This is a genomic window from Paucibacter aquatile (genome assembly GCF_002885975.1).
Classification (GTDB): Bacteria; Pseudomonadota; Gammaproteobacteria; order Burkholderiales; family Burkholderiaceae_C; genus Paucibacter_A; species Paucibacter_A aquatilis.
The window spans coordinates 814,331-840,079 of the sequence record NZ_POSP01000004.1; the positions used below are offsets into that span (position 1 = coordinate 814,331).

Here is a 25,749-nt window from a genome sequence, read left to right on the forward strand (position 1 = left end):
ACCATGCTCAAGTCCTGGCAACCCTTTGAGTGGATCGTGGCCCTGCGCTTTCTGCGTGAAGGGCGGCTGCAGACCCTCTTCATCATGACCGGCGTGGCCATCGGTGTGGGCGTGATTGTCTTCATGTCGGCCCTGCTGGCCGGTTTGCAGGGCAACTTCATCCGCCGCGTGCTCTCGGCCCAGGCCCACATCCAACTGCTGCCGCCGCAGCAGCACACGCGCGAGCTGCGCGGCGAGCGTGAGCTGGGGCCTGAGGGCCAGCCCGGCGCCGTGGTCGGTGCCATCGTCCAGCCGCCGCTGCAGCGGCTCAAGTCCATCGACCAGTGGCAGGCCGTGGCACGGCAGGTGCAGGCCATGCCGGGCGTGCGGGTGGTCAGCCCCCAGGTCAGCGGCTCGGCCCTGGTGCTGCGCGGCAGTGCCAGCCGCGCGGTGTCGCTCACCGGCATCGAGCCGGCGCTGTATTACCGCATCGTCGATCTTGGCGACAAGCTCTTGCGCGGCAGCGCCCAGCTGGGCAGCGGTGACATCCTGATTGGCAGCGAGCTGGCCGCCGACCTGGGCCTCGATGTCGGCGACAAGTTGCGCCTGAGCACCAGCAATGCGGCCAATCCCGGCGCCGCACCCAGCCTCAGCACCTTCAAGATCGCCGGCATCTTTGACCTCGGCAACAAGGGGGCCAATGAACGCAGCACCTATGTGCCGCTGCGCACGGCGCAAAGCTTGCTGGGCCTGCCCGGCGGCGTCAGCAGCCTCGATGTGACGGTCGAAGATGTCTATGCCGCCGAGCGCATGGCTCAGCGCATTGCTGCGGAAACCGGCGTGCAGGCGGACAGCTGGATCAAGGCCAGCGCTCAGTTCTTCTCGGCCATCAGTGCTCAGTCGACGGCCAATACAGCGATTCGGTTTTTCGTCGGCCTCTCGGTCGCCTTCGGCATTGCCAGCGTGCTGGTGGTCGTGGTGGTGCAAAAGTCGCGTGAGATCGGCATCTTGCGCGCCATGGGCATTTCGCGCGGGCAGATTCTGCGGGTCTTTTTGTTGCAAGGTGGTTTGCTGGGCTTGGGCGGCGCGCTGATCGGCTGCGCCATCGGCGCGGCGGCCTTGCTGGCCTGGCAGCGCTTTGCGCGCAATGCCGACGGCACGCCGCTGTTCGCGCTCAGCCTGGACCCGCAGCTGTTTGCCCTGGCCTTGCTTTTGGCCAGCATCACCGGTTTGCTGTCTGCGTTTGCGCCGGCCCTGCGTGCGGCACGGCTTGATCCCGTGGTGGCCATCCGTGGCTGAGGGCGCCGATCGCAGCGCTGTGGTGACCATGCGCAGCGTGCGCAAGGTCTTCAACCCGGGCACGCCATTCGCCAGCGAGGTCTTGCACGGCATTGATCTGGACTTGAGCCGCGGCGAGTTCTGCGCCGTCATGGGCCCCAGCGGCTCGGGCAAGAGCACGCTGCTCAATATCGTCGGCCTGCTGGACCGGCCCAGCAGCGGCGAGCTGAGCATCTGCGGCGAGAACACCGTGGGCCTGGACGACCATGCGCTGACCCGGCTGCGCGGCCACAACATCGGCTTTGTCTTCCAGTACCACCACCTGATCAGCGCCTTCACCGCGCTGGAAAACGTGATGCTGCCCCTGCTCGGTGCCAAGGGCCGCCCCGATGCGGCCATGGCAGCGCGGGCGGCCGAGCTGATCGATCAGGTCGGGCTCACGCCCTGGCGCGACAACCTGGCCAACAAGCTCAGCGGCGGCCAGCAGCAGCGCGTGGCCGTGGCCCGGGCCCTGGCCATGAAGCCGGCCTTGCTGCTGGCCGACGAGCCCACCGGCAACCTCGACACCAAGAGCGCCGACGCGGTGTTCGAGCTGCTGCGCCGGGTCAACCGTGAGCAGGGCACGGCCGTGCTCTTCGTGACCCACAACCCCGAGCTGGCCCAGCGCTGCGACCGCACCATCCTGGTGGTGGACGGCATGATCCAGCGCGGCTGAGCCGCGGCTTCAGCGCAGCGCCTGGCGCAGGGCTGCCAGCATCGCGTCGGGCGCCTCGGCCATCATCGAATGGCCGGCGGGCAGTGTGTGCACGGCCGTGGGCACCTGGGTTTTCAGCGCTTCGATCAGGGCTTGCGCCTGCTTGGGCGCCGTCATCTGGTCCTGCTCGCCGAGGATGAAATGCGCCGGGCAGCGCACCCGGGCCGCAGCCTCCAAACCGCCGGCATAGCTGTCGCAGACGCGGAAGTCGTGCTCGAAGAGATTGAGCGCGGTCTGCCCGTTCTGGATGCGGCTCTTGAGCGCCAGCTCGGCCCCTTGCAGCCAGCTGCCGGGGCCTGGGTAGCCAGGTTTGCTGGCCCAAGTGGCGAAGGAGAAGGTGTTGACCATGGCGATGGCCTGCTCGGGCGCCGTGCGGGCGGTTTCCAGCAGGGCGGGCGAGACCTTCATCGGGTAGGCCGTGCCCACCAGCACCAGGCGGCTGACCTGCTCGGGCGCGCGCGCGGCGGCTTCCAGCGCGATCAGCGAGCCCATGCTGTGGCCGACCAGGGCGGCGGGCCGGCTCAGGCCTGCCGCCTGCATCAAGGCCAGCAACCATTCGGCCATGGCCGGCACATCGGCCAGCGGTGCTTGCGCGCGGTTGCGGCCATGGCCGGGCAGGTCGACGGCCAGCACCGCATGGCCGTGGTGGGCGCACCAGCGCGCTAGCAGGGTCCAGACGCTGTGGTCGTTGAGGGCACCGTGGATGAAGACCACGCAGGGCAGGGTGGGGTCGAAGGGCTTGCCGCCGGTGTAGGCGTAGCTGGGCTGTTCGTGGACGTTGAAGAGCATGGTGGGGGTCTCGGTGGCTTCGCTTCAGCGGGCTGCGATCTTGAGCGCGCGCTTCAAGTCGGCGATCAGGTCCTCGGCGTCTTCCAGGCCGATGGACAGGCGGATGGTGCCGGGCGTGATGCCGGCCTGGGCCAGGGCCGCATCGTCCATGCGGAAATGGGTGGTGCTGGCCGGGTGGATCACCAGCGAGCGGCAGTCGCCGACATTGGCCAGGTGGGAGAAGATTTTGAGCGCTTCGATGAAGCGCCGGCCTTGCTCGCGGCTGCCTTGCAGATCGAAGCTGAAGACCGAGCCGCAGCCGCGCGGCAGCAGCTGCTGGGCCAGGCCATGATCGGCATGGCTGGCCAGGCCGGGGTAGCCGACGCGGCTGACCTGGGGCTGGGTGGACAGAAACTCGGCCACGCGGCCGGCGTTCCGCACATGGCGCTCCATGCGCAGGGACAGGGTCTCGATGCCTTGCAGAATCAGCCAGGCGGTGTGCGGGCTCATGCAGGCACCGAAGTCGCGCAGGCCCTCGCGGCGCGCGCGCAGCAGGAAGGCGCCGGTGCTGCTCTCCTCGCTGAACACCATGCCGTGGAATCCGGCATAGGGCTCGCAGAGCTCCGCAAAGCGGCGGCCGCCGCTGCGCTCGAACGCGGCCTGCCAGTCGAAGCGGCCGCTGTCCACCAGCACGCCACCGACCACGGTGCCGTGGCCGGACAGGAATTTGGTGGCCGAATGCATGACCAGATCGGCGCCCTGGGCGATGGGCCGCTGCAGATAGGGCGTGCTCAAGGTGGCGTCCACCAGCAGGGGCAGGCCGGCCTCGTGGGCGATGGCCGCGACGGCCGGGATGTCCAGCACGTCCATGCCCGGGTTGCCCAGGGTCTCGCCGAACAGCAGGCGGGTCTCAGGCCGGATGGCGGCGCGCCATCCTTCCAGATCGCCGGGCTTGACGAAGGTGGTCTCTATGCCGAAGCGCGACAAGGTGTAGTGCAGCAGATTGTGCGAGCCGCCGTAGAGCGCGCTGGAGGCGACGATGTGCGAGCCGGCCGCGGCGAGGGTGGAGATGGCCAGGTGCAGCGCCGCCTGCCCGCTGGCCGTGGCGATGGCGCCGACTCCGCCTTCCAGCGCGGCCATGCGTTCCTCGAACACGGCCGTGGTCGGGTTGGAGATGCGGCTGTAGACATGGCCGGCGCGCTCCATATTGAAGAGCGAGGCGGCATGCTCGCTGTTCTCGAACACGAAGGAGGTGCTCAGATGCAGGGGCGTGACGCGCGCGCCGGTGGCGGGATCGGGGGCCGCGCCGGCATGCAAGGCCAGGGTGTCAAAGCCAGGGTCGCTGTAACCGGACATATGGACTTTCGTGGTGTTGAATGCGCGGATTGTGTGCTATGTTCCCAAGCATCCTGCGGCGCAAGGTGCCGGGTCTTGCCGACAGTGCAGCAGGTTGTGTTAGGCAGTGGCAGGCAGTGACAACGAGGAGAAAGCTGATCATGAAAGTCGTCGACATTTTGCGCGTCAAGGGCGGCACGCTGTTCACCGTCACGCCCGACGAATTGCTGGCCGTGGCCGTGACCGCCATGGCCGAACGCGACATCGGCTCCCTGGTGGTGATGGAGCATGGCGATCTGGTCGGCATGCTGACCTTCCGCGAGGTGATCGCGGCCATCGTGCGCAATGGCGGCACGGTCGGCACCTCCCTGGTTCGCAGCGTCATGGACGACCATCCGCTGACCTGCACGCCGGAGACTGAAATCGACGAAGTCCGCCGCATGATGCTGGGCCGCCACGCCCGCTACATGCCGGTGCTCAACGGCCGCACGCTGATGGGCGTGATCTCCTTCTACGACGTGGCCAAGGCTGTGGTCGATGGCCAGGATTTCGAAAACCGCATGCTCAAGGCCTACATCCGCGACTGGCCGCTGGAAGACAACCCGGCGGCGGCGGATGAATCCAAGCTCTGAGCGGCAGGGCGCCTGAACGCCAGCTGCGCCTTCGGCTGCCTGAGCTGGCCTGAATTTCACTCCTGCTTTCACACCCACAGAGAAGCGCGGCTCGGCCGCCTTCTCTGTTTTGTTTTTCCAGCCTCGGCCGACCGGTGCCAGGCGTTGTGCCGAAGGACGTTCCGCCATGACAAGCCTGCAGCAACTCTTTGCCCAGAAGTCCTGGGCCAACCAGGAACTGTTTGCCGTGCTGGCGGACGTGGATGCCAGCCAGCACGCCGAGGCGCTGCATGCCGCGCTGCGCATGCTCAACCACATCTACGTGGTGGACCGCATCTTTCACGCGCATCTCTGCCAGCAGGCGCATGGCTACACCCGCAGCAACACCGATGACACGCCGAGCCTGGAGGTCTTGCAGTTCGAACAGGCGGAGCTGGATGCGTGGTTTGAGCGTTATGTCGCCGAACTCTCGCCCGAGCAGGCGGCCGAGCGCTTGCGCTTCCAGTTCACCGATGGCGACGCCGGCTGCATGAGCCGGGAGGAAATGCTTCTTCACTTGATCACCCACGGCGCTTATCACCGCGGCAATGTGGGCCAGATGCTCAAGGCCATCTCGGTCGCGCCGCCGCGCGATCTGCTGACCCGTTTCCTGCACCTGAGCGAGCCACAGCGCCGCCAGGCCTGAGCAGGCGGGCAGGCGCGCGCGGGTGCCGGCCGACCGGGGTCAGCCCGCCAGCTTCAGCGTGCCGTGCCGGCCACGGCCGAGTGTGGCCCACCAGAGCAGCCCCAGGCCCAACCAGGCCAGGCCCAGCTTCATGGCCGCACGGTCCTGCCCGTAGAGGATGAAGAGCAGCACGGCCAGGCCCAGGGCCGGCACCAGCCCATGGCGCAGCCAGCGGCCGCTGCGCTGGCGCAGCAGGAAGTGCCAGATCACGGCCAGGTGCAGCAGCACAAAGGCACTGAGCGCGCCAAAGGTGACGAGATTGGTCAGGGCGGCAGCGTCCTCGAGGAACAGCAGGGCCACGGCCAGGGACACGGCAGCCACCAGCCAGGTGCTGGTCTGCGGCGTCTGGCGCTCGGGGTGCACGCGGGCCAGCCAGCGTGAGCCGGGCAGTTGGCCGTCCCGCGCCATGGCGTAGAGCACGCGAGACACGGCTGCCTGCGCGCTCAAGGCATTGGCCACGCCCCAGGCCAGGGCGGTGGCCACCGCGCAGCTGATGAAGAGGCTGCGTCCGCCGGCCAGTGCGGCGATGTCGTAAAAGGCGCTGTCGGCGCTGGCCGGCTTGAAGTCCGGCCCGGCTGCCAGGGCCAGTTCGCTCGCCAGCCAGGTTTGGGCGATGAAGCAGCTGCCCATCAGGAACAGCACCCAGAGCGTGGCTCGGCCGATCGGGTTGTCGCGCGGGCGCGCGGGGTCGGATCTGACCTCCTCGCTGAGTGTGGAAATGGCATCAAAGCCCAGAAAGGACAGGGCGGCGATGGCGGCGGCACCGGCCACCCAGTTCCAGTTCAGCTGCGGGCCCTGGAGGGGGCGCAGGCTCAGGCCCGTGCCGCCCGGCCCGAGCAGGGTCCACAAGGCCAGCGCCATGAAAACCGCCAGCACCAGCAGCTGCAAAGCGAGAAAGACCCGGTTGGCACGGGCGGTCAGCTCGACACCTCGCAGATTGATGGCCGTGCACAGGGCGATGAAGGCCAGCACCCAGCAACCGGCGGGCAGGGCGGGCCAGAGGGCTTGCAGCGAATTTGCACTGACCACAAAGAGCAGGGCCGGCACCAGGATGTAGTCGAGCAGGAGCAGCCAGCCGGCCAGAAAACCGGCCAGTGGGTGCAGGCCGCGCTGGGTGTAGGTGTAGGCCGACCCGGCAACGGGAAACTCCTGCGCCATGGCCGCATAGCACAGCGCGGTGAAGACCATGGCCAGCAGCCCAAGGCCATAGGCCAGGGGCACCAGGCCTTGCGAGGCGTCGGCCACAAAGCCGTACACGCCGAAGGGCGCGATCGGCACCATGGCCACCATGCCGTAGCGCAGCAGGTCCTTGAAGCCCAGGGCCCGCTTGAGTTCCTGCCGGTAGCCGAAGTCGGCCAAGTCTGGCGATGCCGTGAGGCCTGGCGGGCTCGAGCGGCTCACAGCGCAATCCCCAACTGCTGCAGCAGCGCTTGCGGCATCTCGAAGCGGCAGGTCTTCTTGGGGTCGACGATCTGGCAGATCTGCAAATTGCCGGCGATGCTCATCAGGTTGACTGCGTCGACCTCGCTCATGCGGCCGTGCTGGGTCAACAAGTCCGCCATCTGGCGGCTGGCCAGCAGGGCGGCCTCATCGAGCTGCACGGCGGAGCCCAGGGTGTAGGCATGGCTGGGCGTGCTCAGCAAGGGCAGGGGCCAGGGCTTGCCGGCCTCGGGCTTGATCACGCGCAGGCGCACGCGCACCTCGCCGGCCACCTCCAAGCCGCAGACCGACACCTCGCCATCGCCCATGGCCGCATGCAGATCGCCCAGGGCCAGCAGGGCGCCCGGCACCTGCACCGGCAGGTAGAGCGTGTGGCCGGCGCTGATCAGCTTGCAATCCATATTGCCGCCATGGGCGTCGGGGGTGCCGCAGGACACGGGCTCGCCGGCCGGCGCCGTGCCGATGACGCCGATCATGGGCCGCAAGGGCAGGCGGATGCCACCGGGCATCAAGACCTGACCCCCTTCGATGGCCATGCTGCGGATGCTGGCCTCGCTGAAGCGGTCACCGAGGATGCCCAGGCCCGGTGCCGTCACCATCACGGCACGCTCGCCCACCTCGATGTGTTCGATGTCCACGGCCAGCACATCGCCGGGTTCGGCGCCGCGCACGAAGACCGGGCCGGTGGCCGGGTTGATGCGGGCCCAGTCCACGCCTTCAAACGGCGTGTCTTCACTGACGATCTGGTCCTGGAAGCAGTCGCAGGTTTCGAACAGCAGCCGCTCGCCGCTGTCGACGCTGAGCACCGGCGGGTTGTCGCGCGACATGGCGTAGATCACCTGCTCGCGCGAGATTCGATGGACGCTGCTCATGGGCTTCTCCTCCTGCCAGTGTGTTGGGCTTGTGGCCTGCGCCTGGACTCTACGAAGCGAGGCGGAAGCTGGCCATCGGGGGCGACCCTTTGCATGCCAGCGGCATCGGTCCCGCAGCGCTCGATCCGCGAACGTCAAGCGCACGTGTATCCGTGGAAGATCGAAAGTAGCTCCGCGATCGGACTTTCACTTTTTGCCTGCCGAGCCAACAGGCCCTGTCTCAATCTGGCCCACGGGCCCCGACCCTCTGTCAGATGTTTCTATGTTCAAGCGCGGCTGCGCTGAGGACACTGCGCAGCCTCGGCTCCGGCCGACGGTCCACATCTACCTCTGGAGACCCCCATGCCTGCCCACAAGACCCCATTCAAACTCGCTCTGCTTCCGGCTGCGGCCTTGATCCTGAGTGCACTGTCCAGCATGAGCCTGCCTGCGGCTGCTCAAGACGGCGCTGTCGAGAGCACGGCCGTGCTCAATCTCGGCAGCGGCGAGCAGTTGATCGAGGCGCTGCGCCAGCAACACCGCGGCAGCAGCAGCCCCTTCTTCCGCACCTTCGGCAACGAGTCGCTCGCAGTGCAGATCCAGGACTTCTTCGACAAGAATGGTCTGGTGTCCATCTCCGGCCATGCCCTGGGCAACAGCAACTCGGTGTTCTTCCTCAAGGGCAGTGCCAAGAACCTGGGTGGCTATCTGGCGCTGCATGACAAGCGCAAGGCCTTTGAGTTCAGCAGCGGCAGCGCCGATGGCGCCAAAGGTCAGGTGCTGGTGCGCGAAGTGCCCTATACCGTGGTCTTTCCCGATTTCGACGAGAAGTTCCAGCACGACTATGAGCGCGCCCAGAACGTCACCACATTGGCCGTGGCCGCGCCCGTCTACAGCCCCATGGCTCTGCGCCAGGCACCGCATATCGGGCCCTATGCCAATCAGGACGTCACCCAGCTGGAGAGCAAGCCCGGAAGCCCCTGGGTGTTCTATCTCAACACCACCGCTGTCATGAACGGCAGCACGCCGCTCAATGGGGTGACGAAAGAACAGATGTACCGGGCCTGGCAATCGGTGGCCGACCAGTACTCGATGTTGAACATGAACGTCACGACCAAGCGCTCGGTCTACGACGCGGCGCGCACGGCCAACACCTTGCGCACCGGCATCATCAACTTCATCAACCAGGATGGTCGCTCCTTTGCGCCGCTGCGCTCTTTCGGCACCACCTCGGCCGGCACGCTGTACCGCAACCCCTCGGCCGGCTTCGACTACGGCTATGGCATCGGCATGACCGGTGCGCACGAGGTGGGTCACCAGATGGGCATGTCGCATGACGGCGGCGGCAGCGGTGGTGAGTACTTCGAAGGCATCCCGGCTTACCAGTGGGGCCCCATCATGGGCAACTACTGGATGGGTGGCTCCTGGGCCAACCAGCTGTTTACCTGGAGCCGTGGCGAGTACAGCACCGCCAACAACCAGGAAGACGATTTCCGCATCATGACGGTCAATGAGTCGGTGCCCTATGTGGCCGACGACAACGTCAACGGCAAGCCCCTGCAGCTGCGCGCCGGGGGGGAGATCAACCCGCTGGACAACTGGGGCCAGATCGAGCGCAACACCGACAACGATCTGTTCACCTTCACGGTCGCCAATGCCGCGACCCTGAACCTGCGGGTGGACCCGATCGAGTACTTGCGCATGCTCGATGTCGAGGCGCAGATCCTGAACAGCAGCGGCCAGCAGGTGGCGCGCAGCAATCTGGCGGTGAATCGCTCGGCCGAGTTCAGCAATCTGCAACTGCCTGCCGGCAGCTACTCGATCAAGATCCAGGGCGGCGCTGAGGGCACGCCGCAGAGGGGCTTCTCGAACTACTCCTCGGTTGGCCTTTATGCACTCAAGGGCACGCTCAGCGGCGGCGTGCCCGACACGCCACCTACTCCGCTGAGCAATGGCGTGCCCCTGGCCAACCAGAGCGGCGCCACCGGCAGCTGGAACTACTACGCCATCACCTTGCCCAGCGCAGCCTCCAAGCTGACGGTCACGCTCAAGGGCAGCAACGGCGATGCCGACCTCTTTGTGCAGAAGACGGCCAAGCCCAGCACCAGCAGCTATGCCTGCAAGAGCGATGGCTCGACCAGCAACGAGAGCTGCGCCATCACCGCGCCGACGGCGGCCACCTACATCGTCGGTGTGCAAGCCTATGCGGCCTACAGCGGCGTGACGGTCACGGCCACGGTCACGCCGTGATGGTGCTGTGATCGCAAAGTGAGCGCGGGGCAGGCTGGGCTTCACCCGGCCTGCCCGTAGAATCCAGCGCTTCAGGCAGCACAGGATTCCCATGTCAGGCAGCACTTTCGGCGAATTGTTCCGCGTCACGAATTTCGGCGAGAGCCATGGCCCGGCCATTGGGTGTGTGATCGACGGCTGCCCCCCGGGCCTGGCCCTCAGCGAAGCCGACATCCAGCCCGAGTTGGACCGCCGCCGCCCCGGCACCAGCCGCCATGTGACCCAGCGCAACGAGCCCGATGCCGTCGAGATCCTCTCCGGCGTTTTTGAGGGCTACACCACCGGCACGCCCATCTGCCTGCTGATCAAGAACACCGACCAGCGCAGCAAGGACTACGGCAACATCCTGGATACCTTCCGTCCGGGCCATGCCGACTACAGCTACTACCGCAAGTACGGCCTGCGCGATCCGCGCGGCGGCGGCCGCTCCTCGGCCCGCCTGACCGCACCCATGGTCGGTGCCGGCGCCGTGGCGCGCAAATGGCTGAAAGAGAAATTCGGCACCGAGTTCCGCGGCTGCATGACCCAGCTCGGCGAGATCGAGATCCCCTTCGAGGGCTGGCAGCATGTGGGCGACAACCCCTTCTTCGCCGCCAACTCCAGCAAGATCGCCGAGCTGGAGGCGTATATGGATGCGCTGCGCAAATCCGGCGATTCGGTCGGTGCGCGCATCCGCGTCGAGGCCACCGGCGTGCCTGTGGGTCTGGGCGAGCCCTTGTTTGACAAGGTCGATGCCGACATCGCCTACGCCCTGATGGGCATCAACGCGGTCAAGGGCGTGGAGATCGGCGCCGGCTTCGGCGTGGTGGCCCAGCGCGGCAGCGAGCATGGCGACGAGCTGACCCCGTTCGGCTTCGCCAGCAACAACGCCGGCGGCATGCTGGGCGGCATCTCGACCGGGCAGGACATCGTGGCCTCCATCGCCATCAAGCCGACCAGCTCGATCCGCAACCCCAAGGCCTCGATCAACCGCGCCGGCGAGCCGGCCGTGGTCGAGACCTTTGGCCGCCACGACCCTTGCGTGGGCATCCGCGCCACACCGATCGCCGAGGCCATGCTGGCCCTGGTGTTGATGGACCATGTGCTGCGCCATCGCGCGCAGTGCGGCGATGTGGCCCTGCCGCTGGCGCCGATTCCGGGCGCCCGCCCCGCCGCAGGCGCGGACGGATCGGCTGAATGACCGAGCCCCCGAGCGGCTCCGGCGGTTCCGGCAGCTTCGGCCTGCCACGCGGCGGCGCCTCGGCCCGCACCCTGGCCGCCAGCGCGGCCCTGTCCTGCGCCTACTTCGCCGCCATCGGCGGCTTCAACCCCTATGCCCCGCTTTGGTACAAGGAGCTGGGCCTGCCGGTGTTTGCCATCGGCTTGCTGGTTTCCTTGTCCAGCTGGACGCGCCTGTTCGCGCCCTACGCCTGGGGCGCGCTGGCCGACCGCACGGGCCAGCGGGTGCAGATCATCCGCTGGACGGCCCTGGCCAGCTGCATCGCCGGCGCCGGTTTTTTGCTGCCGCCTCAGCTGGCGACCCTGGTGATCGCCACCTTTTTGATGTTCAGCTTCAACGCGGCCATCGTGCCCTTGACCGAGACCGTGGTGGCCAGCCACCTGAGCACGGCCGACGGTGGCATGGACACGCGCCGTTATGGCCGCGTGCGCATGTGGGGCTCGATCGGCTTTCTGGCCACCGTGGTGCTGGCCGGCTGGTGGTATGAGCATTTCGGCATGCGCTGGTTTGCGCTGACCACCTTTGCCTTGCTGGCCCTGGTGGTCTTGATGGCTTGGCGCATGCCGCTGCAGGCGCGGCCCAGCCCGGCGGCACGCAGCGCGGCAGCGGTGGCGGAGGGCAGCGATTCGGTGCTGGCCGTGTTTGCCCGGGCCGAGGTGCGCTGGTTCTTCCTCGGTGTGTTCCTCACAGTGTTGGCGCATTCGGCGCTGTACGCCTTTTTCAGCCTGTTTCTTGATGCCCTGGGCTACAGCAAGCCGGTGATTGGCGGGCTGTGGGCGATCTCGGTGGTGGTGGAGATCTTCTGGTTCGCCTTCTCGGGCCGCTTGCTGGAGCGAGCCACCCTGCACCACTGGCTGGTGGCGGCGTCCTTGCTGGCAGCCCTGCGCTTTGCCATGACGGCGGCCTTCGGTGCCAACCTCGGTCTGCTGCTGCTGGCCCAATGCGGCCATGCCATCACCTTCGCGGCCCAGCATACGGCTTGCATCGCGCTGATCACGCGTTACTTCCCGGGCCGCCTGCGCGGCCGGGGGCAGGCCTTGTACTCGGTGCTGGGCTATGGCTTGTCGGGCGTGCTGGGCAGCTTGGGCGGGGCCTGGCTGGTGGACCATCTGGGCTATGCGGCGGTGTTCTGGGCCGCTTCGCTCTGCGCCCTGGCCGGAGCCTTCTGTGGCTGGCGCAGCCTGGTCTGCGAGGCGCAGCAGACCAAGTCCTGAGCCTCAAACCTGCCCCGGCCTGCACGGGCGGTCGTGGCCAAAAGCAGATCGGTGCTGGCTTTTGGCGTTTCGTCGCATCCCGCCCGCGCTCCATGAGGCGCCTTCCTACACTGCGGCCACTTTGTGGTTTTGACAGATGAATGGGGGACTCCATGCGCAAACAATGGCTTGTTGGTGGAATTGCAGCGGTGCTGCTGGCCGGGGGCGCGGGCGTGACGGTATGGGCCAGCAAGGGCGGCGACACGCCCAAGAAAGAGGCCGAGGCCGGGCCGGCCAAGGTGACGCTGGAGTTTGTGCCGCATGAGGTGGTCAAACCGACCCTGACCCGCATGCCAGCCCAGATCGAGTTTTCGGGCCCGCTGGTGGCGCCCAACACCGCCATCGTGCGGGCCAAATCCAGCGGCACCTTGCTGAGCCTGGCCGTGGCCGAGGGCAGCCGTGTGCGTGCCGGTCAGGCTTTGGGGCAGATCGATCTGGAAGAGTTGCGCTTTCGCATCGCCGAGCGCAATGCCAGCGTCGAATCGGCCCGTGCCCAGTTGGAGCAGGCCGAACGTCAGTTCAAGGCCAACCAGGGCCTGGCCGACCAGAAGTTCATCGCCAGCACCGCGCTGGACACCTCGCGTGCGGCCCTGGAAGCCGCGCGTGCCCAACTCTCCAGCGCCCGTGCGCAGCTCGACACGGCCCAGGTGACCCTGCGCCAGGCGGCCCTGGTGGCGCCGATCAGCGGCGTGGTGTCCAAGCGCCATGCGGTGGCTGGCGAGAAGCTGGCGCCCGAGCAACAGGTGCTCAGCATCGTCGACCTGAGCCGGCTGGAGCTGGCCGGCCTGGTGGGCACGCATGAGGTCAGTCGCCTCAAGCCCGGCCTGACGGTGCAGATCAAGGTGGAAGGCCATGAGGCGCCAGTCCAGGCCCGCATCAGCCGTATCGCACCGGCCGCCGAACCGGGCACGCGTTCCATCGGCGTGACTCTCGAGCTGGCCAATGCCAAGGAAGAGTTCCGTGCCGGCCAGTATGCCGTGGCTCGCGTCGAGCTGGCCGATGAGGCCCAGCGCCTGACCGTGCCGGAAACCGCGCTGAGCAGCAATGGCGGCCAGGAGCAGGTCTGGTTGATCGAGAACGGCGCCCTGGTGCGCCGCATCGTCACCACCGGCCGCCGGGACGCGAGGGAAGGGCGGGTCGAGGTGCTGCAAGGCCTGACGCCCGCGGCCCAGGTGCTGTCGGCGCGCTTCGACAATCTGCGCGAGGGCGCCAAGGCGACTGTCGTGGCGGCCAAGACCAAGGTGGCTGCGGCCACCGCACCCTGAGCGAGGACCGGCATCATGTGGATGACTCGCGTCTCGATTCAAAACCCGGTCTTCGCCACCATGGTGATGGTGGCTTTGTGTGTGCTGGGTCTGTTCTCCTACGCCAAGCTGGGCGTGGAGAACATGCCGGACATCTCCATCCCCGTCGCGTCCGTCGATGTGCGCTATCCCGGCGCCTCGCCCGAGGCGGTGGAGCGTGAGATCGCCAAGCCCCTCGAAGAATCGCTGAACACCATCGCTGGTGTCGAACGCGTGGTGTCGCGCAGCTTCGAAGGCCGGGTGCAGGCCCAGGTCGAGTTCGGCCTGAACACCGATATGGGCCGCGCCATGCAGGAGGTGCGTGACCGCGTCTCGCTGGCGCAATCGGCCTTCCCCAAGGAAGCAAAAACGCCGACCGTGGCGCGCGCCCAGATGGAAGACAACCAGCCCGTGGTGCTGGCTGCGCTGATGAGCAAGACACGGCCGGCGCGCGAGCTGTCGATGATGAGTGAGCTCATCATCGCCAAGCGCTTGGGCCGCGTGGACGGCGTGGCCCGCGTGGACGTGGGCGGCCTGGTCTCGCGCGAGGTGCGCATCGATCTGGACCCGATGCGCTTGCGTGCCTACAACGTGACACCGGCCGAGATTGCCCAGGCCTTGCGCGAGGCCAATGTCGACCAGCCGGTAGGCCTGATCTCGGACAAGAGTGCCGATGCCATCTTGCGCGTGGAAGGTCGGGTCAAGGACCCCAAGGCCTTTGCCAAGGTGGTGGTGGCGCGGCGCGGCAATCTGGTGCTGACCCTGGGCGATCTGGGCCAACTGGTGGAGCGTGAGCGCGAACCGGACAGCCTGGCCCGCATCAATGGTGCGGCCGCCGTGACCTTCAATGTCTTCAAGCAGCAAGATGCCAACATCGTCAACACCGGGGAGGGCGTCAAGGAGGCCATGGCCGAGCTGCGCAAGACCTTGCCCAAGGACGTGGAGCTGAACCTGATCTACGCCTCCAGCGACAACGTCAAGGACTCGCTCAACGGCCTCAAGCACACCCTGGTCGAGGGCGCGCTGCTGACGGTGGCCATCGTCTTCCTGTTCCTGCACAGCTGGCGTTCGACCATCATCACCGGCCTGACCCTGCCGATCGCCGTGATCTCCAGCTTCATCGCCGTTCATGCCTTCGGCTTCACGCTGAACTTCATGACCATGATGGCCCTGTCGCTGTGCATTGGCTTGTTGATCGACGATGCCATCGTCGTGCGCGAGAACATCGTGCGCCATGTCGGCATGGGCAAGAGCCACCAGCAGGCGGCGTTTGACGGCACCAACGAGATCGGCCTGGCGGTGATGGCCACCACCTTTGCCATCTGCGCGGTGTTTGTGCCGGTGGCCTTCATGGGCGGCATCATCGGCAAGTTCTTCTACCCCTTTGGCATCACCGTGGCGGTGGCGGTGATGGTGAGCTTGTTCGTCAGCTTCACGCTCGACCCCATGCTGAGCTCGGTCTGGAAGGACCCGCCAAGCCATTACGTCAAGAAGCTGCCGGTGATCGGCCACCTGATCCGCGCCACCGATCACGGCATGGATGTGCTGCACCGGGTCTACGAGCGCCTGATTCGCTGGGCGTTCTCGGGCCGACGCTATCGCCTGTTTGCACTGCCGATTCCGGTCTGGGGCCGTCCATTCGACGCCGCAGGCCAGCGCGATCGCAGCGCCCCGCGCCGCCTGCGCCTGGCCACCATTACGCCGCGTGGCCTGGTCATGATGGCTGGCGGCGGCAGCTTTGTGCTGGCCCTGGTGCTGGCTGGATTTGTCGGCACCGAGTTTGCACCCAAGACCGATGACAGCTTCACCCAGGTGAACCTGCGCTTGCCCGTGGCCTCCAGCCTGGAGCGCAGCAACGCCAAGGTGCTGCAGGTGGAGGAACTGCTGGCGCAGTTCCCCGAGATCAAGACCGTGTCCACCGTGGTCGGCGGCACCGGTGAGGGCATGGCCACCGGCCGCAACCAGGCCTCGCTGAACATCTCGCTGGTGGACCGCAAGGACCGCAAGCGCAGCCAGAAGCAGGTGGAAGATGCCATTCGTGCCGAGATCGCCAAGATCCCCGGTGTCGATGCCAGCGTGGGCGGCGACCGCTCGATCTGGATCACCTTGCTGGGCAATGACCCGGAGGCCCTGACCCAGGTGGCCAACGATCTGGTGGCCAAGATCAAGAAGGTCAAGGGCGCGGTCGATGTGGAGACCACGGTCAAGCCCGGCCTGCCGGCTTTTGCCGTCAAGCTCAAGGACTCGGCGATTCGCGAGCTGGGTCTGACCGCACCGCAGGTGGCCGCATCGCTGCGCGCCTATGTCAACGGCGAGGTGGCTACCTACTGGACCACGCCCGATGGCAACCAGGTCGAGGTGCTGCTGCGCCTGCCGGTCGAGCAACGCCAGCGCATCGACCAGATGCTCAAGCTGCCCGTGGCCTTCGCAAAGGATGGCTCGCCGATCGCGCTCGATCAGGTGGCCACCATCGAATCGGTGTTCAACCCCGAGGTGATCCGCCGCCAGAACCTGCAGCGCCGCGAGGCCGTGTTTGCCGGCACCGAGGGCCGCCCCTCGGGTGATGTGAATGCCGATGTGCAGAAGATCGTCAAGTCCATGGAACTGCCGCCCGGCGTCAGCTTCAATGTCGATGGCGCCGGCAAGCAGCAGAAGGAAGCCTTCAATGGCCTGCTGGCCGCCATGGGCCTGGCGGTGATCTTCATCTACATCGTGCTGGCCAGCCAGTTCGGCAGCTTTGTGCAGCCGATCGCCATCATGGCCTCGCTGCCCCTCTCGCTGATCGGTGTGATGCTGGCCCTGCTGATCACGGGCACCACGCTCAATGTGTTCTCCATGATCGGCCTGGTCATGCTGATGGGCCTAGTGACCAAGAACGCGATCCTGCTGATCGACTTTGCCAACCACGCCCGCAAGGGCGGGGCCAGCATTCCCGAGGCGCTGCTGGAGGCCGGCCTGGTGCGCATGCGCCCCATCATCATGACCACAGCGGCCATGGTCTTCGGCATGCTGCCCATGGCGATTGCCTTCAACCAGGGCGGTGAGGTGCAAGCCCCCATGGGCCGGGCCATCATCGGCGGCGTCATCACCTCGACCCTGCTGACCTTGGTGGTGGTACCGGTGCTGTATTCCTACCTGGTGCGGGAGCGCAAGCCCAAGCCGGCCGCTCAGCAGGAGGCGATGCTGGCCGAGCTGCCAGCGCTTGGCGCCGGCGCCAGCGCCAGCGCTTGATGCCGCAGGCAGCCCCAGGTCTTTGACTCACGGCGGCGCCCTTCGGGGCGCCGTTTCTTTTTCTTGAGGGGCGTTCTCCTGTACGACAGGATCGCTCGCGTGAGTTCGGAACGATTTGCCCGTGCGCGCGGCGGGGCCGGCCGCAGCAAGGGGCTCAGGCTTGGCTATGCTGCGCAGCCATGTTCCTTCGTTTTGGTTTCTGGCGGCAGGCCTGCCGCCACACGGCGCGCCCTTGCCGATGGCTGCTCTGCCTGCTCATGGTCGCAATCGGCCCGACGCTGCCAGCGCAAGCCCAACAACGCCTGCTCAGCGAAGAGTTCGCTCCCATCAACTTCAGCGAGAACGGCGAGGCCAAGGGCTTGGCGGTCGAGGTGGTGCAGGAGATCCAGCGGCGCCTGAAGAAGGAATTGCCGATCGAGTTCCAACCCTGGGCGCGTGCCTACCGCGAGGTGCAACTGGGCGGCGAAACCGCCTTGTTCAGCATGGCACGCACGCCAGGGCGAGAGCGCCTCTTCAAGTGGGTGGGGCCGGTGGTCACCTTCTACAGCTCGATCTATGCGCCGGCCCGCGGTGGCCTGCGACTGCGCAGCATGGACGATGCCAAGCGGGCCAAGTCGGTGCTGGTGGTGCGTGACTGGTACACCTCGGAGGAGCTGAGCCAGCTGGGCTTTCGCAACCTGGTCAGCGTTGCCGATCCGCAGGCAGCCATCCGCATGCTCCTGGCCCAGCGGGCGGATTATTTCGCCACCGAACGTCTGTCCATGCCCAAGATCATGGCGCAGGCCGGCGTGCCCGAGGATGCGCTGGAGATCGTGTACAGCTATGCCAGCGCCGAAGGGTATATCGCCTTCTCGCGTGACACCCCTGACCGTGTCGTTCAAGCCTGGCAAAGGGCACTCGATGCCATGAAGCGCGACGGCAGCTTTGCCGCCATCTACAAGCGCTGGCTGCCTCAGGACAGCCCGCCAATCAAGCGCTAAGCCCGGTCTTGCAGTCTGTACCCGTGCCGCAGGTCATGGGTTTTTTGTATGCAGTTGTTACCACGTTGTCGGGTTTTCTGACAGCGTTACGTTCTGTTTCGTGCAAATTGCCTCGCCACAAGGACTTGGTGCGCTGGCATGAACCCTGCTTCACAAAGCAAGTTCGCCAATGGGCGAACTTTTGTTTTGGACACTTGTAGGGATACGAATTGAAGATCAAGACTCTGTTTTCCGCCGCACTGCTGGTCTCGGGACTGGTGGCAGCGAGCTCTTCGGCTCTGGCGGGCGCTGTGCATCACACCGACCTGTTCTCGGCCAACACCTTGCCGCGCAACGACGATGGCTCCACCGGCCTGGTCAACATCGGCTTCAACGTCAATTTCTTCGGCAGCCAGTTCACCCAGCTGTTCGTCAACAACAACGGCAACGTGACGTTTGATCGAGCCTTGGACACTTACACGCCCTTCGGCCTGCAGGGCACCAACCGCCAGATCCTGGCGGCCTTCTTTGCCGACGTGGACACCCGCAATGCCCGCAGCGGTGTCACCCAGTACGGCACCGGCCTGCTGAACGGCCACAAGGTCTTCGGCGTGAACTGGCTGGACGTGGGCTACTTTGACACCCAGGCCAACAAGCTGAACACCTTCCAGCTCATCATCACCGACCGCTCGGACATCAATGCCGGTGACTTCGACTTCGAGTTCAATTACGACAAGATCCAGTGGGAGACTGGAGATGCTGCCAGCAGCGGCGGCAGCAACGGCCAAGGTGGCAATTCGGTGCGCGTCGGTTGGTCCAACGGCAACAGCAATTCCTTCGAGCTGCCCGGCTCGGCCGTCAACGGCGCGCTGCTGGATGGCGGCGCCCAGTCCCTGGTTGCCGGTTCGCTGAATTCCAACGTCGCCGGCCGCTACAGCTTCAGCGTGCGCAATGGCTCGGTGCAGCCGCCCTCGACCGTGCCGGAGCCGAGCTCTCTGCTGCTGGTGGGCCTGGCCCTGGCTGGCCTGGGTGCGGTGTCGCGTCGTCGTCGCGCCTGAACTCGTTTCGTTTCACCCAGCCAAGTCAAAGGCGACCCTCGGGTCGCCTTTTTCTGTTTCGTCTTGCGCGTGCCGTATCAGCACTCGACGATGTTGACGGCCAGGCCGCCGCGTGCGGTTTCCTTGTACTTGGTCATCATGTCGGCACCGGTGTCGCGCATGGTCTTGATGACCTTGTCCAGGCTCACGAAGTGCGTGCCGTCGCCGCGCAAGGCCATGCGCGCGGCATTGATGGCCTTGACCGAGGCGATGGCGTTGCGTTCGATGCAGGGGATTTGCACCAGGCCGCCGACTGGGTCGCAGGTCAGGCCCAGGTGGTGTTCCATGCCGATCTCGGCGGCGTTTTCGACCTGCTCGGGCGTGCCGCCCATGACCTGGCACAGGGCCGCAGCAGCCATGGAGCAGGCCACGCCCACCTCGCCCTGGCAACCGACCTCGGCGCCCGAGATCGAGGCGTTTTCCTTGTAGAGGATGCCAATGGCCGCAGCCGTCAGCAGGAAGTCGATCACGCCCTCGTCGTTGGCGTGGTGGACGAAGCGGCTGTAGTAGTGCAGCACGGCCGGCACGATGCCGGCTGCGCCATTGGTCGGCGCCGTCACCACGCGGCCACCGGCGGCGTTTTCTTCATTGACGGCCAGGGCGTAGAGGTTGACCCAGTCCATCACCTGCAGCGGGTCGCGCAGCGCGGCTTCGGGGTTGGCGGTCAGGTCGCGGTGCAGTTGGGCCGCACGGCGCTTGACCTTGAAACCACCGGGCAGGATGCCCTCGGTGCGGCAGCCGCGGCTGACGCAGTCCTGCATCACCTGCCAGATCTTCAGCAGGCCGGCGCGGGTCTCTTCATCGCTGCGCCAGTGGCGCTCGTTGCGGCGCATGACTTCGGCGATGCTGATGCCGTGTTGCTTCGTCAGCGCCAGCAACTCGTCGCCGGTCTTGAAGGGGTAGGGCAGCACGGTGGCATCGGGGGCGATGACTTTTTGCTTGCTGCCGTCGGCCGCCACCTCGTCGCTGACGACAAAGCCGCCGCCGACCGAGTAGTAGGTGCGCTGCTGGATTTCCACACCTTCGGCATCGAAGGCCGAGAAGCGCATGCCATTGGCATGGAAGGGCAGGCTCTGGCGCTTGAACAGCACCAGGTCCTTGGCCTCGTTGAACTCGATCTCATGCTCACCGCCCAGACGGATGCGGCCGCCGCTGCGGATGGCGTCGAGGTAAGCCGGCACCTGCTCGACATCGACCGTATCCGGCTCATGGCCGGCCAGACCCAGCAACACGGCCTTGTCGCTGCCGTGGCCCTTGCCGGTGGCACCGAGCGAGCCATACATCTGCGAGACCACGCGTGCCGTGCGCTCGAGCTGGCCTTCGTGGCGCAGGCGTTGCACAAACATGCGTGCCGCACGCATGGGGCCCACGGTGTGCGAGCTGGATGGGCCGATGCCGATCTTGAAGAGGTCGAAGACTGAAACGGCCATGGGGCCTCCAAGCGTTGGTGTGAGATTCGAGCACGGCCCGATGAATCAGGCCGGTCTTGTGACAAAAAAGCCGGCTGGCGTCGATGGTGAATGTTCCATCAGACAGCAAGCCGGCTCTGGCAGGGCGGTGCCGAGCGTCCTGGGACGCTCAGGCGTAGTCGCTCATCGGCGGGCAGGAGCAGCTGAGGTTGCGATCCCCGTAGACGTTGTCCACGCGGCCCACCGGCACCCAGTACTTCTGGCGGCGCAGCGAGGCCACCGGGTAGGCAGCTTCTTCGCGGCTGTAGCCATGGGTCCACTCCGCGGCCAGCAGGCTCTCTGCCGTGTGAGGGGCGTTGACCAGCGGGTTGTCTTCTGCCGTCCAGCTGCCGTCGGCCACCTTGGCGATCTCGGCGCGGATGGCCAGCATGGCGTCGCAGAAGCGGTCCAACTCGAACTTAGACTCGCTCTCGGTCGGCTCCACCATCAGGGTACCGGCCACCGGGAAGGACAGGGTGGGCGCATGGAAGCCGTAGTCGATCAGGCGCTTGGCCACGTCTTCAGCGCCGACGCCGGTGGCGTCCTTCAGCGGGCGGATGTCCAGGATGCACTCGTGGGCCACACCGCCGCCCTTGATGCCCTCGATATTGCCGCTGAAGTGGATGTCGTAGGCATCGGCCAGGCGGGCGGCCACATAGTTGGCCGAGAGGATGGCCACTTCGGTCGCAGCCTGCAGGCCCTCAGCGGCCATCATGCGGCAGTACATCCAGCTGATGGGCAGCACGGCGGCATTGCCCAGCGGTGCGGCGGACACGGCGCCGATGGCGGTCTTGCTGTCGTAGCCGGCCGAACGGTGGGTGGGCAGGAAGGGGACCAGATCGGCCACCACGCAGACCGGGCCGACGCCCGGGCCGCCACCGCCGTGCGGGATGCAGAAGGTCTTGTGCAGGTTCAGGTGCGAGACATCGCCGCCGAATTCGCCCGGTGCGGCCACACCGACCAGGGCGTTCATGTTCGCGCCGTCCACATAAACACGGCCACCGTGGCTGCGCACCAGGGCGCAGATTTCCTTGACCTGGGTGTCGAACACACCGTAGGTCGAGGGGTAGGTGATCATGATGGCGGCCAGGTTGGCGCTGTGCTGCTCGCACTTGGCCTTGAGGTCGGCCAGGTCGATATTGCCTTCCTTGTCGCACTTGGTCACCACGACCTGCATGCCCACCATCTGGGCCGAGGCCGGGTTGGTGCCGTGGGCCGATTCAGGGATCAGGCAGATCTTGCGATGGCCTTCATTGCGCGACTCATGCCAGGCCTTGATGGCCAGCAGGCCGGCGTACTCACCTTGCGAGCCGGCATTGGGCTGCAGGCTGATGCCGGCGTAGCCGGTGGCTTGGCACAGCCAGGCGGTCAGCTGTTCGTTCAGCTGGGCATAACCCTGCAGCTGATCGTGCGGGGCAAATGGGTGCACGCCGGCGAACTCGGGCCAGGTGATGGGGATCATCTCGGCCGTGGCGTTCAGCTTCATCGTGCAGGAGCCCAGCGGGATCATGCTGCGGTCCAGCGCCAGGTCCTTGTCCGACAGGCCGCGCAGATAGCGCAGCATCTCGGTTTCCGAGTGGTAGCGGTTGAACACCGGGTGGCTCAGGTAGGCGCTGGTGCGCTGCAGCTCAGCCGGGATCAGGCTGGCGATGCCCTTGTCGAACGCGCTCAGGTCCGGCAGGGCCTTGCCATCGGCAAACACGGCCAGCACGGCGGCCAGGTCGGCGCGTGTGGTGGTCTCGTCGAGCGACAGGCTCAGGGCCTCGGCGCTGGCGCGGCGGAAGTTCATGCCGGCGGCCACGGCGCGGGCCTGGATGGCCGCGGTCTGCGCACCGGTCTGCACATGCAGGGTGTCGAATGCGCTGGCGTTGCCGAGGGCAAAGCCCAGGCTCTTCAGGCCTTCGGCCAGCACGGCGGTGAAGGAGGCCACGCGCTGGGCGATGCGCTTCAGGCCTTGCGGGCCGTGGTACACGGCGTACATGCTGGCCACCACGGCCGGCAGCACTTGGGCGGTACAGATGTTGGAGGTGGCCTTCTCGCGGCGGATGTGCTGCTCGCGGGTCTGCAGGGCCAGACGGTAGGCCGGCTTGCCGTGGGCGTCGATGGAGACACCGACCAGGCGGCCGGGCAGGCTGCGCTTGTACTCGTCCTTGCAGGCCATGTAGGCGGCGTGCGGGCCGCCATTGCCCATGGGCATGCCGAAGCGCTGGGTCGTGCCCACGGCGATGTCGGCGCCTTGCTCGGCGGGGGCCTTGATCAGGGTCAGGGCCAGCAGGTCGGCGGCAGCGATCAGCAGCGCACCTTGGGCATGGACCGCGTCGGCGGCGGCTTGCAGGCTGCGCACATCGCCGTTCACGCCGGGGTATTGCAGCAGGGCGGCGAAGCACTCGCTCTTGCCAGCCTCAGCAGCCGGGCCCACCACCACGTTGAAGCCCAGGGGCTCGGCACGGGTGCGCACCACTTCCAGGGTTTGCGGCAGTACGTCGTCGGCGACGAAGAAGGTCTGGCTCTTGCTCTTGCCCACGCGGGCGGCCAGGGTCATGGCTTCGGCGGCGGCGGTGGCTTCGTCCAGCATGGACGCGTTGGCAATGGCCATGCCGGTCAGGTCGGTCACCATGGTCTGGAAGTTGACCAGGGCCTCCATGCGGCCTTGCGAAATTTCAGCCTGGTAGGGCGTGTAGGCGGTGTACCAGGCGGGGTTCTCGAGGATGTTGCGCAGGATGACGCCGGGTGTCAGCGTGTCGTAGTAGCCCTGGCCGATGTAGCTCTTGAGCACCTTGTTCTTGCCCGCCAGCGCCTTCAGCTCGGCCAGGGCCTGGGCTTCGGTCGCAGCCGCCGGCAGGTCCATGCCCACTGAGCGCTTGATGCTGGCGGGCACCACGGCTTCGATCAGGGCGCGGCGCGAGGCGGCACCGATCACCGACAACATGCCGGCTTCGTCAGCGGCATCGGGGCCGATGTGGCGGGCTTGGAATTCGGTGGCGTTCTCGAGCACCGACAGGGGCTGCAGGGCGGACATCAACATGGCAAATCCTTGGAGCCTGGCGCCGCTTGTGGCGGCCTCAGGCCGTTTGTGTTCGGGAGAGCCTGCCACAGCAAGGCGCAAGGACTGCGCTCTGTGGCAGGGGGTGCCGCGGCCTCACTCATAGAGCCGCCGCGGCCGGTTTGATCAGCTGTTCTTGACCAGCTCGTCGTAGGCGGTGCTGTCCATCAGGCCGTCCAGCTCGGCCGGATTGCTCAACTTGACCTTGAAGAACCAGCCGGTCTTCAGCGGGTCGCTGTTGGCGAGCGACGGGTCGTCGCGCAGGGTTTCGTTGACTTCGGTGATCTCGCCGGCGACCGGCATGTAGACGTCGGCGGCGGCCTTGACCGACTCCACCACGCCCGCCACTTCCTTGGCTTCGAAGCTGCTGCCCACGGCAGGCAGGTCCACGAACACCACATCGCCCAGGGCGTCTTGTGCGTGCACGGTGATGCCCACGGTGACGATGCCGTCGGCTTCGATCTGGACCCACTCGTGGTCAGGCGTGTACTTGATGTTGCTCATGCGGTGCTCCGTTGCTTTCGGAAGGTGGAAAGGAGAAAGAAAATGAAATGTAGGGTGCCCGATCGGGGCCGGGCAAGCGCGACGAGAGCCGAGCCGGCTCTCATCCGTTCAGCCGCGGTAGTAGCCGTTGGGCGTGAACGGGGTGCTGGACACCGTCATCGGTGTGCGCTTGTCGCGGACGATGGCGAAGACTTCGGTGCCCAGGGCCGCAAATTCCTTGGCCAGGTAAGCCAGGGCCACCGGCTTGCCTACCGTGGGGCCCAGGGTACCGCTGGTGACCACGCCGATTTCCACGCCCTCGGCGTTGACCAGCTTGGCGCCTTCGCGCACCGGCATGCGTTCGCTGCTGACCAGGCCGACGCGCTTGCGAGCGGCGCCCTTGGACAGCTGCTCGTCCACCACGGCGGCACCGGGGTAGCCACCGGCACGGGCGCCACCGGCGCGGCGCACCTTCTGAATGGCCCAGGTCAGCGAGGCTTCCACCGGGGTGGTGCCGGTGTCGATGTCATGGCCGTAGAGGCACAGGCCCGCTTCCAGGCGCAGCGAATCGCGCGCACCCAGGCCGATGGGCTTGACTTCCGGCTGGGCCAGCAGCTTGCGGGCCAGCTCGACTGCCTGGTCCTGGTGGACCGAGATTTCGAAGCCGTCTTCGCCGGTATAGCCCGAGCGGGTCAGGAAGGTCTCAATGCCGTCCAGATTGAAGAAGCCGCCGGTCATGAAGGTCAGCTTGGCGACTTCAGGGTTCAGGCGCGACAGGGCGGTCACGGCCTGCGGGCCTTGCAGGGCCAACAGGGCTTGCTCGGGCAGGGGCAAGACCTGGCACTTGTCGCCGATCTTGGCCTGCATGTGGGCGATGTCCTGCACCTTGCAGCCGGCGTTCACCACCACAAAGAGGTCGTCCGGGCGGCGGGCGATCATCAGGTCGTCCAGGATGCCACCTTGTTCATTGGTGAACAGGGCATAGCGCTGCTTGAACAGGCCCAGGTCGATCACATCGACCGGCACGATGGTTTCCAGCGCAGCGGCAGCGCCATCGCCGATCAGGCGGACCTGGCCCATATGGGACACGTCGAACAGGCCGGCGGCCGCGCGGGTGTGCTTGTGCTCGGCCATCACGCCGGTCGGGTACTGCACGGGCATGTCGTAGCCGCCGAAGGGCACCATCTTGGCGCCGAGTTCGATGTGCAGGGCGTGCAGGGGGGTCTTGAGCAGGGGAGCGGAGGAGTCAGCAGCGGACATGGGAGCAGCTTTCGAGGGCAATCATCTGGCCCACGCCCCTGAGACCGACTCAAGGAGTGGGGGGGAATGCCCTCGCTGTCCGCTTTACCTGAGAGATTGGCCGCCGGCGTATTGCCAACAGCTTGCCCCTTCGGTGGACGGGCTCGAAACCCGTCTCTCTCCAGTGAGGACGCCCGACGTTTTGTGAACGGGCGTTTTATCAGTCCTTTTGCCTGAGCGTTCGCAGCGTGGGATCACCAGTGCCACTGCGCCTTCGGCGGCTTCCGCGAGGAAGCTCTCTCCTGACGGCGGCGATTGTAGCCCTGGTTTTTGCGCAAAAAGTGGCTCCGTGGCGAGGCCTTTTCGCAAATCCACAAATGCGCCGGCTTCCTCGCGTTCATCACGCCATGGCGGGCGCCGCTTCTGCCTATGCTGGCCGCAGCATGAATCACGCCTTGCAGGCAA

The 25,749-nt window shown here is 66.4% G+C and carries 19 protein-coding genes and 2 riboswitches; of the genes, 11 read left to right on the top strand and 8 right to left on the bottom strand.

From position 1 onward, the window contains the following. The first annotated feature begins 3 nt into the window (after positions 1-3). Together C1O66_RS23155 and C1O66_RS23160 are read left to right on the top strand one after the other, a co-directional pair. Positions 4-1,278, top strand: coding sequence for an ABC transporter permease (locus C1O66_RS23155; protein WP_102770343.1), 1,275 nt, complete (start codon positions 4-6; stop codon positions 1,276-1,278). 28 nt (positions 1,279-1,306) lie between these two features. Next, on the top strand, positions 1,307-1,972 hold the full coding sequence (locus C1O66_RS23160) for an ABC transporter ATP-binding protein (RefSeq protein ID WP_102770460.1): 666 nt from the start codon (positions 1,307-1,309) through the stop codon (positions 1,970-1,972). A gap of 9 nt (positions 1,973-1,981) precedes the next feature. Here C1O66_RS23160 and C1O66_RS23165 read toward each other — a convergent pair whose 3' ends face one another. Beyond that, positions 1,982-2,800 carry an alpha/beta fold hydrolase gene (locus tag C1O66_RS23165; RefSeq protein ID WP_102770344.1) on the bottom strand — a complete coding sequence of 273 codons (819 nt, stop codon included), beginning with the start codon at positions 2,798-2,800 and terminating at the stop codon, positions 1,982-1,984. 24 nt (positions 2,801-2,824) lie between these two features. Beyond that, positions 2,825-4,135: an O-acetylhomoserine aminocarboxypropyltransferase gene (locus tag C1O66_RS23170; protein ID WP_102770345.1), complete on the bottom strand. Its 1,311-nt coding sequence runs from the start codon at positions 4,133-4,135 to the stop codon at positions 2,825-2,827. Between the two features lie 140 nt (positions 4,136-4,275). Here C1O66_RS23170 and C1O66_RS23175 point away from each other — a divergent pair, with 140 nt between their 5' ends. Then, positions 4,276-4,746 (top strand): CBS domain-containing protein, encoded by a 471-nt coding sequence (locus tag C1O66_RS23175; RefSeq protein WP_102770346.1) that lies wholly within the window; start codon positions 4,276-4,278, stop codon positions 4,744-4,746. A gap of 166 nt (positions 4,747-4,912) precedes the next feature. Continuing rightward, entirely contained in the window at positions 4,913-5,410 is a 498-nt protein-coding gene (locus tag C1O66_RS23180) for a DinB family protein (RefSeq protein WP_102770347.1), read from the top strand. A 39-nt stretch (positions 5,411-5,449) separates the two neighbouring features. Here the strand turns inward: C1O66_RS23180 and C1O66_RS23185 are convergent, their stop codons facing one another. Continuing rightward, positions 5,450-6,808 carry an APC family permease gene (locus C1O66_RS23185; protein ID WP_243392935.1) on the bottom strand — a complete coding sequence of 453 codons (1,359 nt, stop codon included), beginning with the start codon at positions 6,806-6,808 and terminating at the stop codon, positions 5,450-5,452. Positions 6,809-6,846: 38 nt separating this feature from the next. Continuing rightward, entirely contained in the window at positions 6,847-7,761 is a 915-nt protein-coding gene (locus C1O66_RS23190; protein ID WP_102770348.1) for an acetamidase/formamidase family protein, read from the bottom strand. A 342-nt stretch (positions 7,762-8,103) separates the two neighbouring features. On the opposite strand from C1O66_RS23190, the gene C1O66_RS23195 reads away from it, so the two are divergent. The 7 genes from C1O66_RS23195 (at position 8,104) to C1O66_RS23225 (ending at position 19,032) form a co-directional block, all read left to right on the top strand. Further along, positions 8,104-9,990, top strand: a complete 1,887-nt coding sequence (locus tag C1O66_RS23195) for a pre-peptidase C-terminal domain-containing protein (RefSeq protein WP_102770349.1) — start codon at positions 8,104-8,106, stop codon at positions 9,988-9,990. Positions 9,991-10,081: 91 nt separating this feature from the next. Further along, positions 10,082-11,209: a chorismate synthase gene (gene aroC, locus C1O66_RS23200; RefSeq protein ID WP_102770350.1), complete on the top strand. Its 1,128-nt coding sequence runs from the start codon at positions 10,082-10,084 to the stop codon at positions 11,207-11,209. Beyond that, positions 11,206-12,462 carry an MFS transporter gene (locus C1O66_RS23205; protein ID WP_102770351.1) on the top strand — a complete coding sequence of 419 codons (1,257 nt, stop codon included), beginning with the start codon at positions 11,206-11,208 and terminating at the stop codon, positions 12,460-12,462. Before aroC ends, C1O66_RS23205 begins: the two co-directional genes overlap by 4 nt. 152 nt (positions 12,463-12,614) lie before the next feature. Then, positions 12,615-13,766: an efflux RND transporter periplasmic adaptor subunit gene (locus C1O66_RS23210; RefSeq protein WP_102770352.1), complete on the top strand. Its 1,152-nt coding sequence runs from the start codon at positions 12,615-12,617 to the stop codon at positions 13,764-13,766. A 15-nt stretch (positions 13,767-13,781) separates the two neighbouring features. Continuing rightward, entirely contained in the window at positions 13,782-17,015 is a 3,234-nt protein-coding gene (locus C1O66_RS23215; protein WP_102770353.1) for an efflux RND transporter permease subunit, read from the top strand. A 179-nt stretch (positions 17,016-17,194) separates the two neighbouring features. Beyond that, complete coding sequence (locus tag C1O66_RS23220; protein ID WP_102770354.1) at positions 17,195-17,995, top strand: substrate-binding periplasmic protein; 801 nt, start codon at positions 17,195-17,197, stop codon at positions 17,993-17,995. A gap of 209 nt (positions 17,996-18,204) precedes the next feature. Continuing rightward, positions 18,205-19,032 (top strand): nidogen-like domain-containing protein, encoded by an 828-nt coding sequence (locus C1O66_RS23225; protein ID WP_102770355.1) that lies wholly within the window; start codon positions 18,205-18,207, stop codon positions 19,030-19,032. Positions 19,033-19,109: 77 nt separating this feature from the next. Here the strand turns inward: C1O66_RS23225 and C1O66_RS23230 are convergent, their stop codons facing one another. The 4 genes from C1O66_RS23230 to gcvT all read right to left on the bottom strand — a co-directional run bounded on the left by C1O66_RS23230 (position 19,110) and on the right by gcvT (position 25,305). Continuing rightward, positions 19,110-20,501, bottom strand: coding sequence for an L-serine ammonia-lyase (locus C1O66_RS23230; RefSeq protein WP_102770356.1), 1,392 nt, complete (start codon positions 20,499-20,501; stop codon positions 19,110-19,112). A 148-nt stretch (positions 20,502-20,649) separates the two neighbouring features. After that, the gene (gene gcvP / locus C1O66_RS23235; RefSeq protein WP_102770357.1) at positions 20,650-23,544 is read right to left on the bottom strand and encodes an aminomethyl-transferring glycine dehydrogenase; all 2,895 of its coding nucleotides are present in this window, start codon (positions 23,542-23,544) and stop codon (positions 20,650-20,652) included. 144 nt (positions 23,545-23,688) lie between these two features. Next, the gene (gcvH, locus tag C1O66_RS23240) at positions 23,689-24,066 is read right to left on the bottom strand and encodes a glycine cleavage system protein GcvH (protein WP_102770358.1); all 378 of its coding nucleotides are present in this window, start codon (positions 24,064-24,066) and stop codon (positions 23,689-23,691) included. 108 nt (positions 24,067-24,174) lie between these two features. Then, positions 24,175-25,305 carry a glycine cleavage system aminomethyltransferase GcvT gene (gene gcvT, locus C1O66_RS23245; RefSeq protein ID WP_102770359.1) on the bottom strand — a complete coding sequence of 377 codons (1,131 nt, stop codon included), beginning with the start codon at positions 25,303-25,305 and terminating at the stop codon, positions 24,175-24,177. A 65-nt stretch (positions 25,306-25,370) separates the two neighbouring features. Continuing rightward, a riboswitch (glycine riboswitch) is annotated at positions 25,371-25,479 on the bottom strand. 16 nt (positions 25,480-25,495) lie between these two features. Next, positions 25,496-25,599, bottom strand: a riboswitch (glycine riboswitch). Positions 25,600-25,749: the final 150 nt, after the last annotated feature.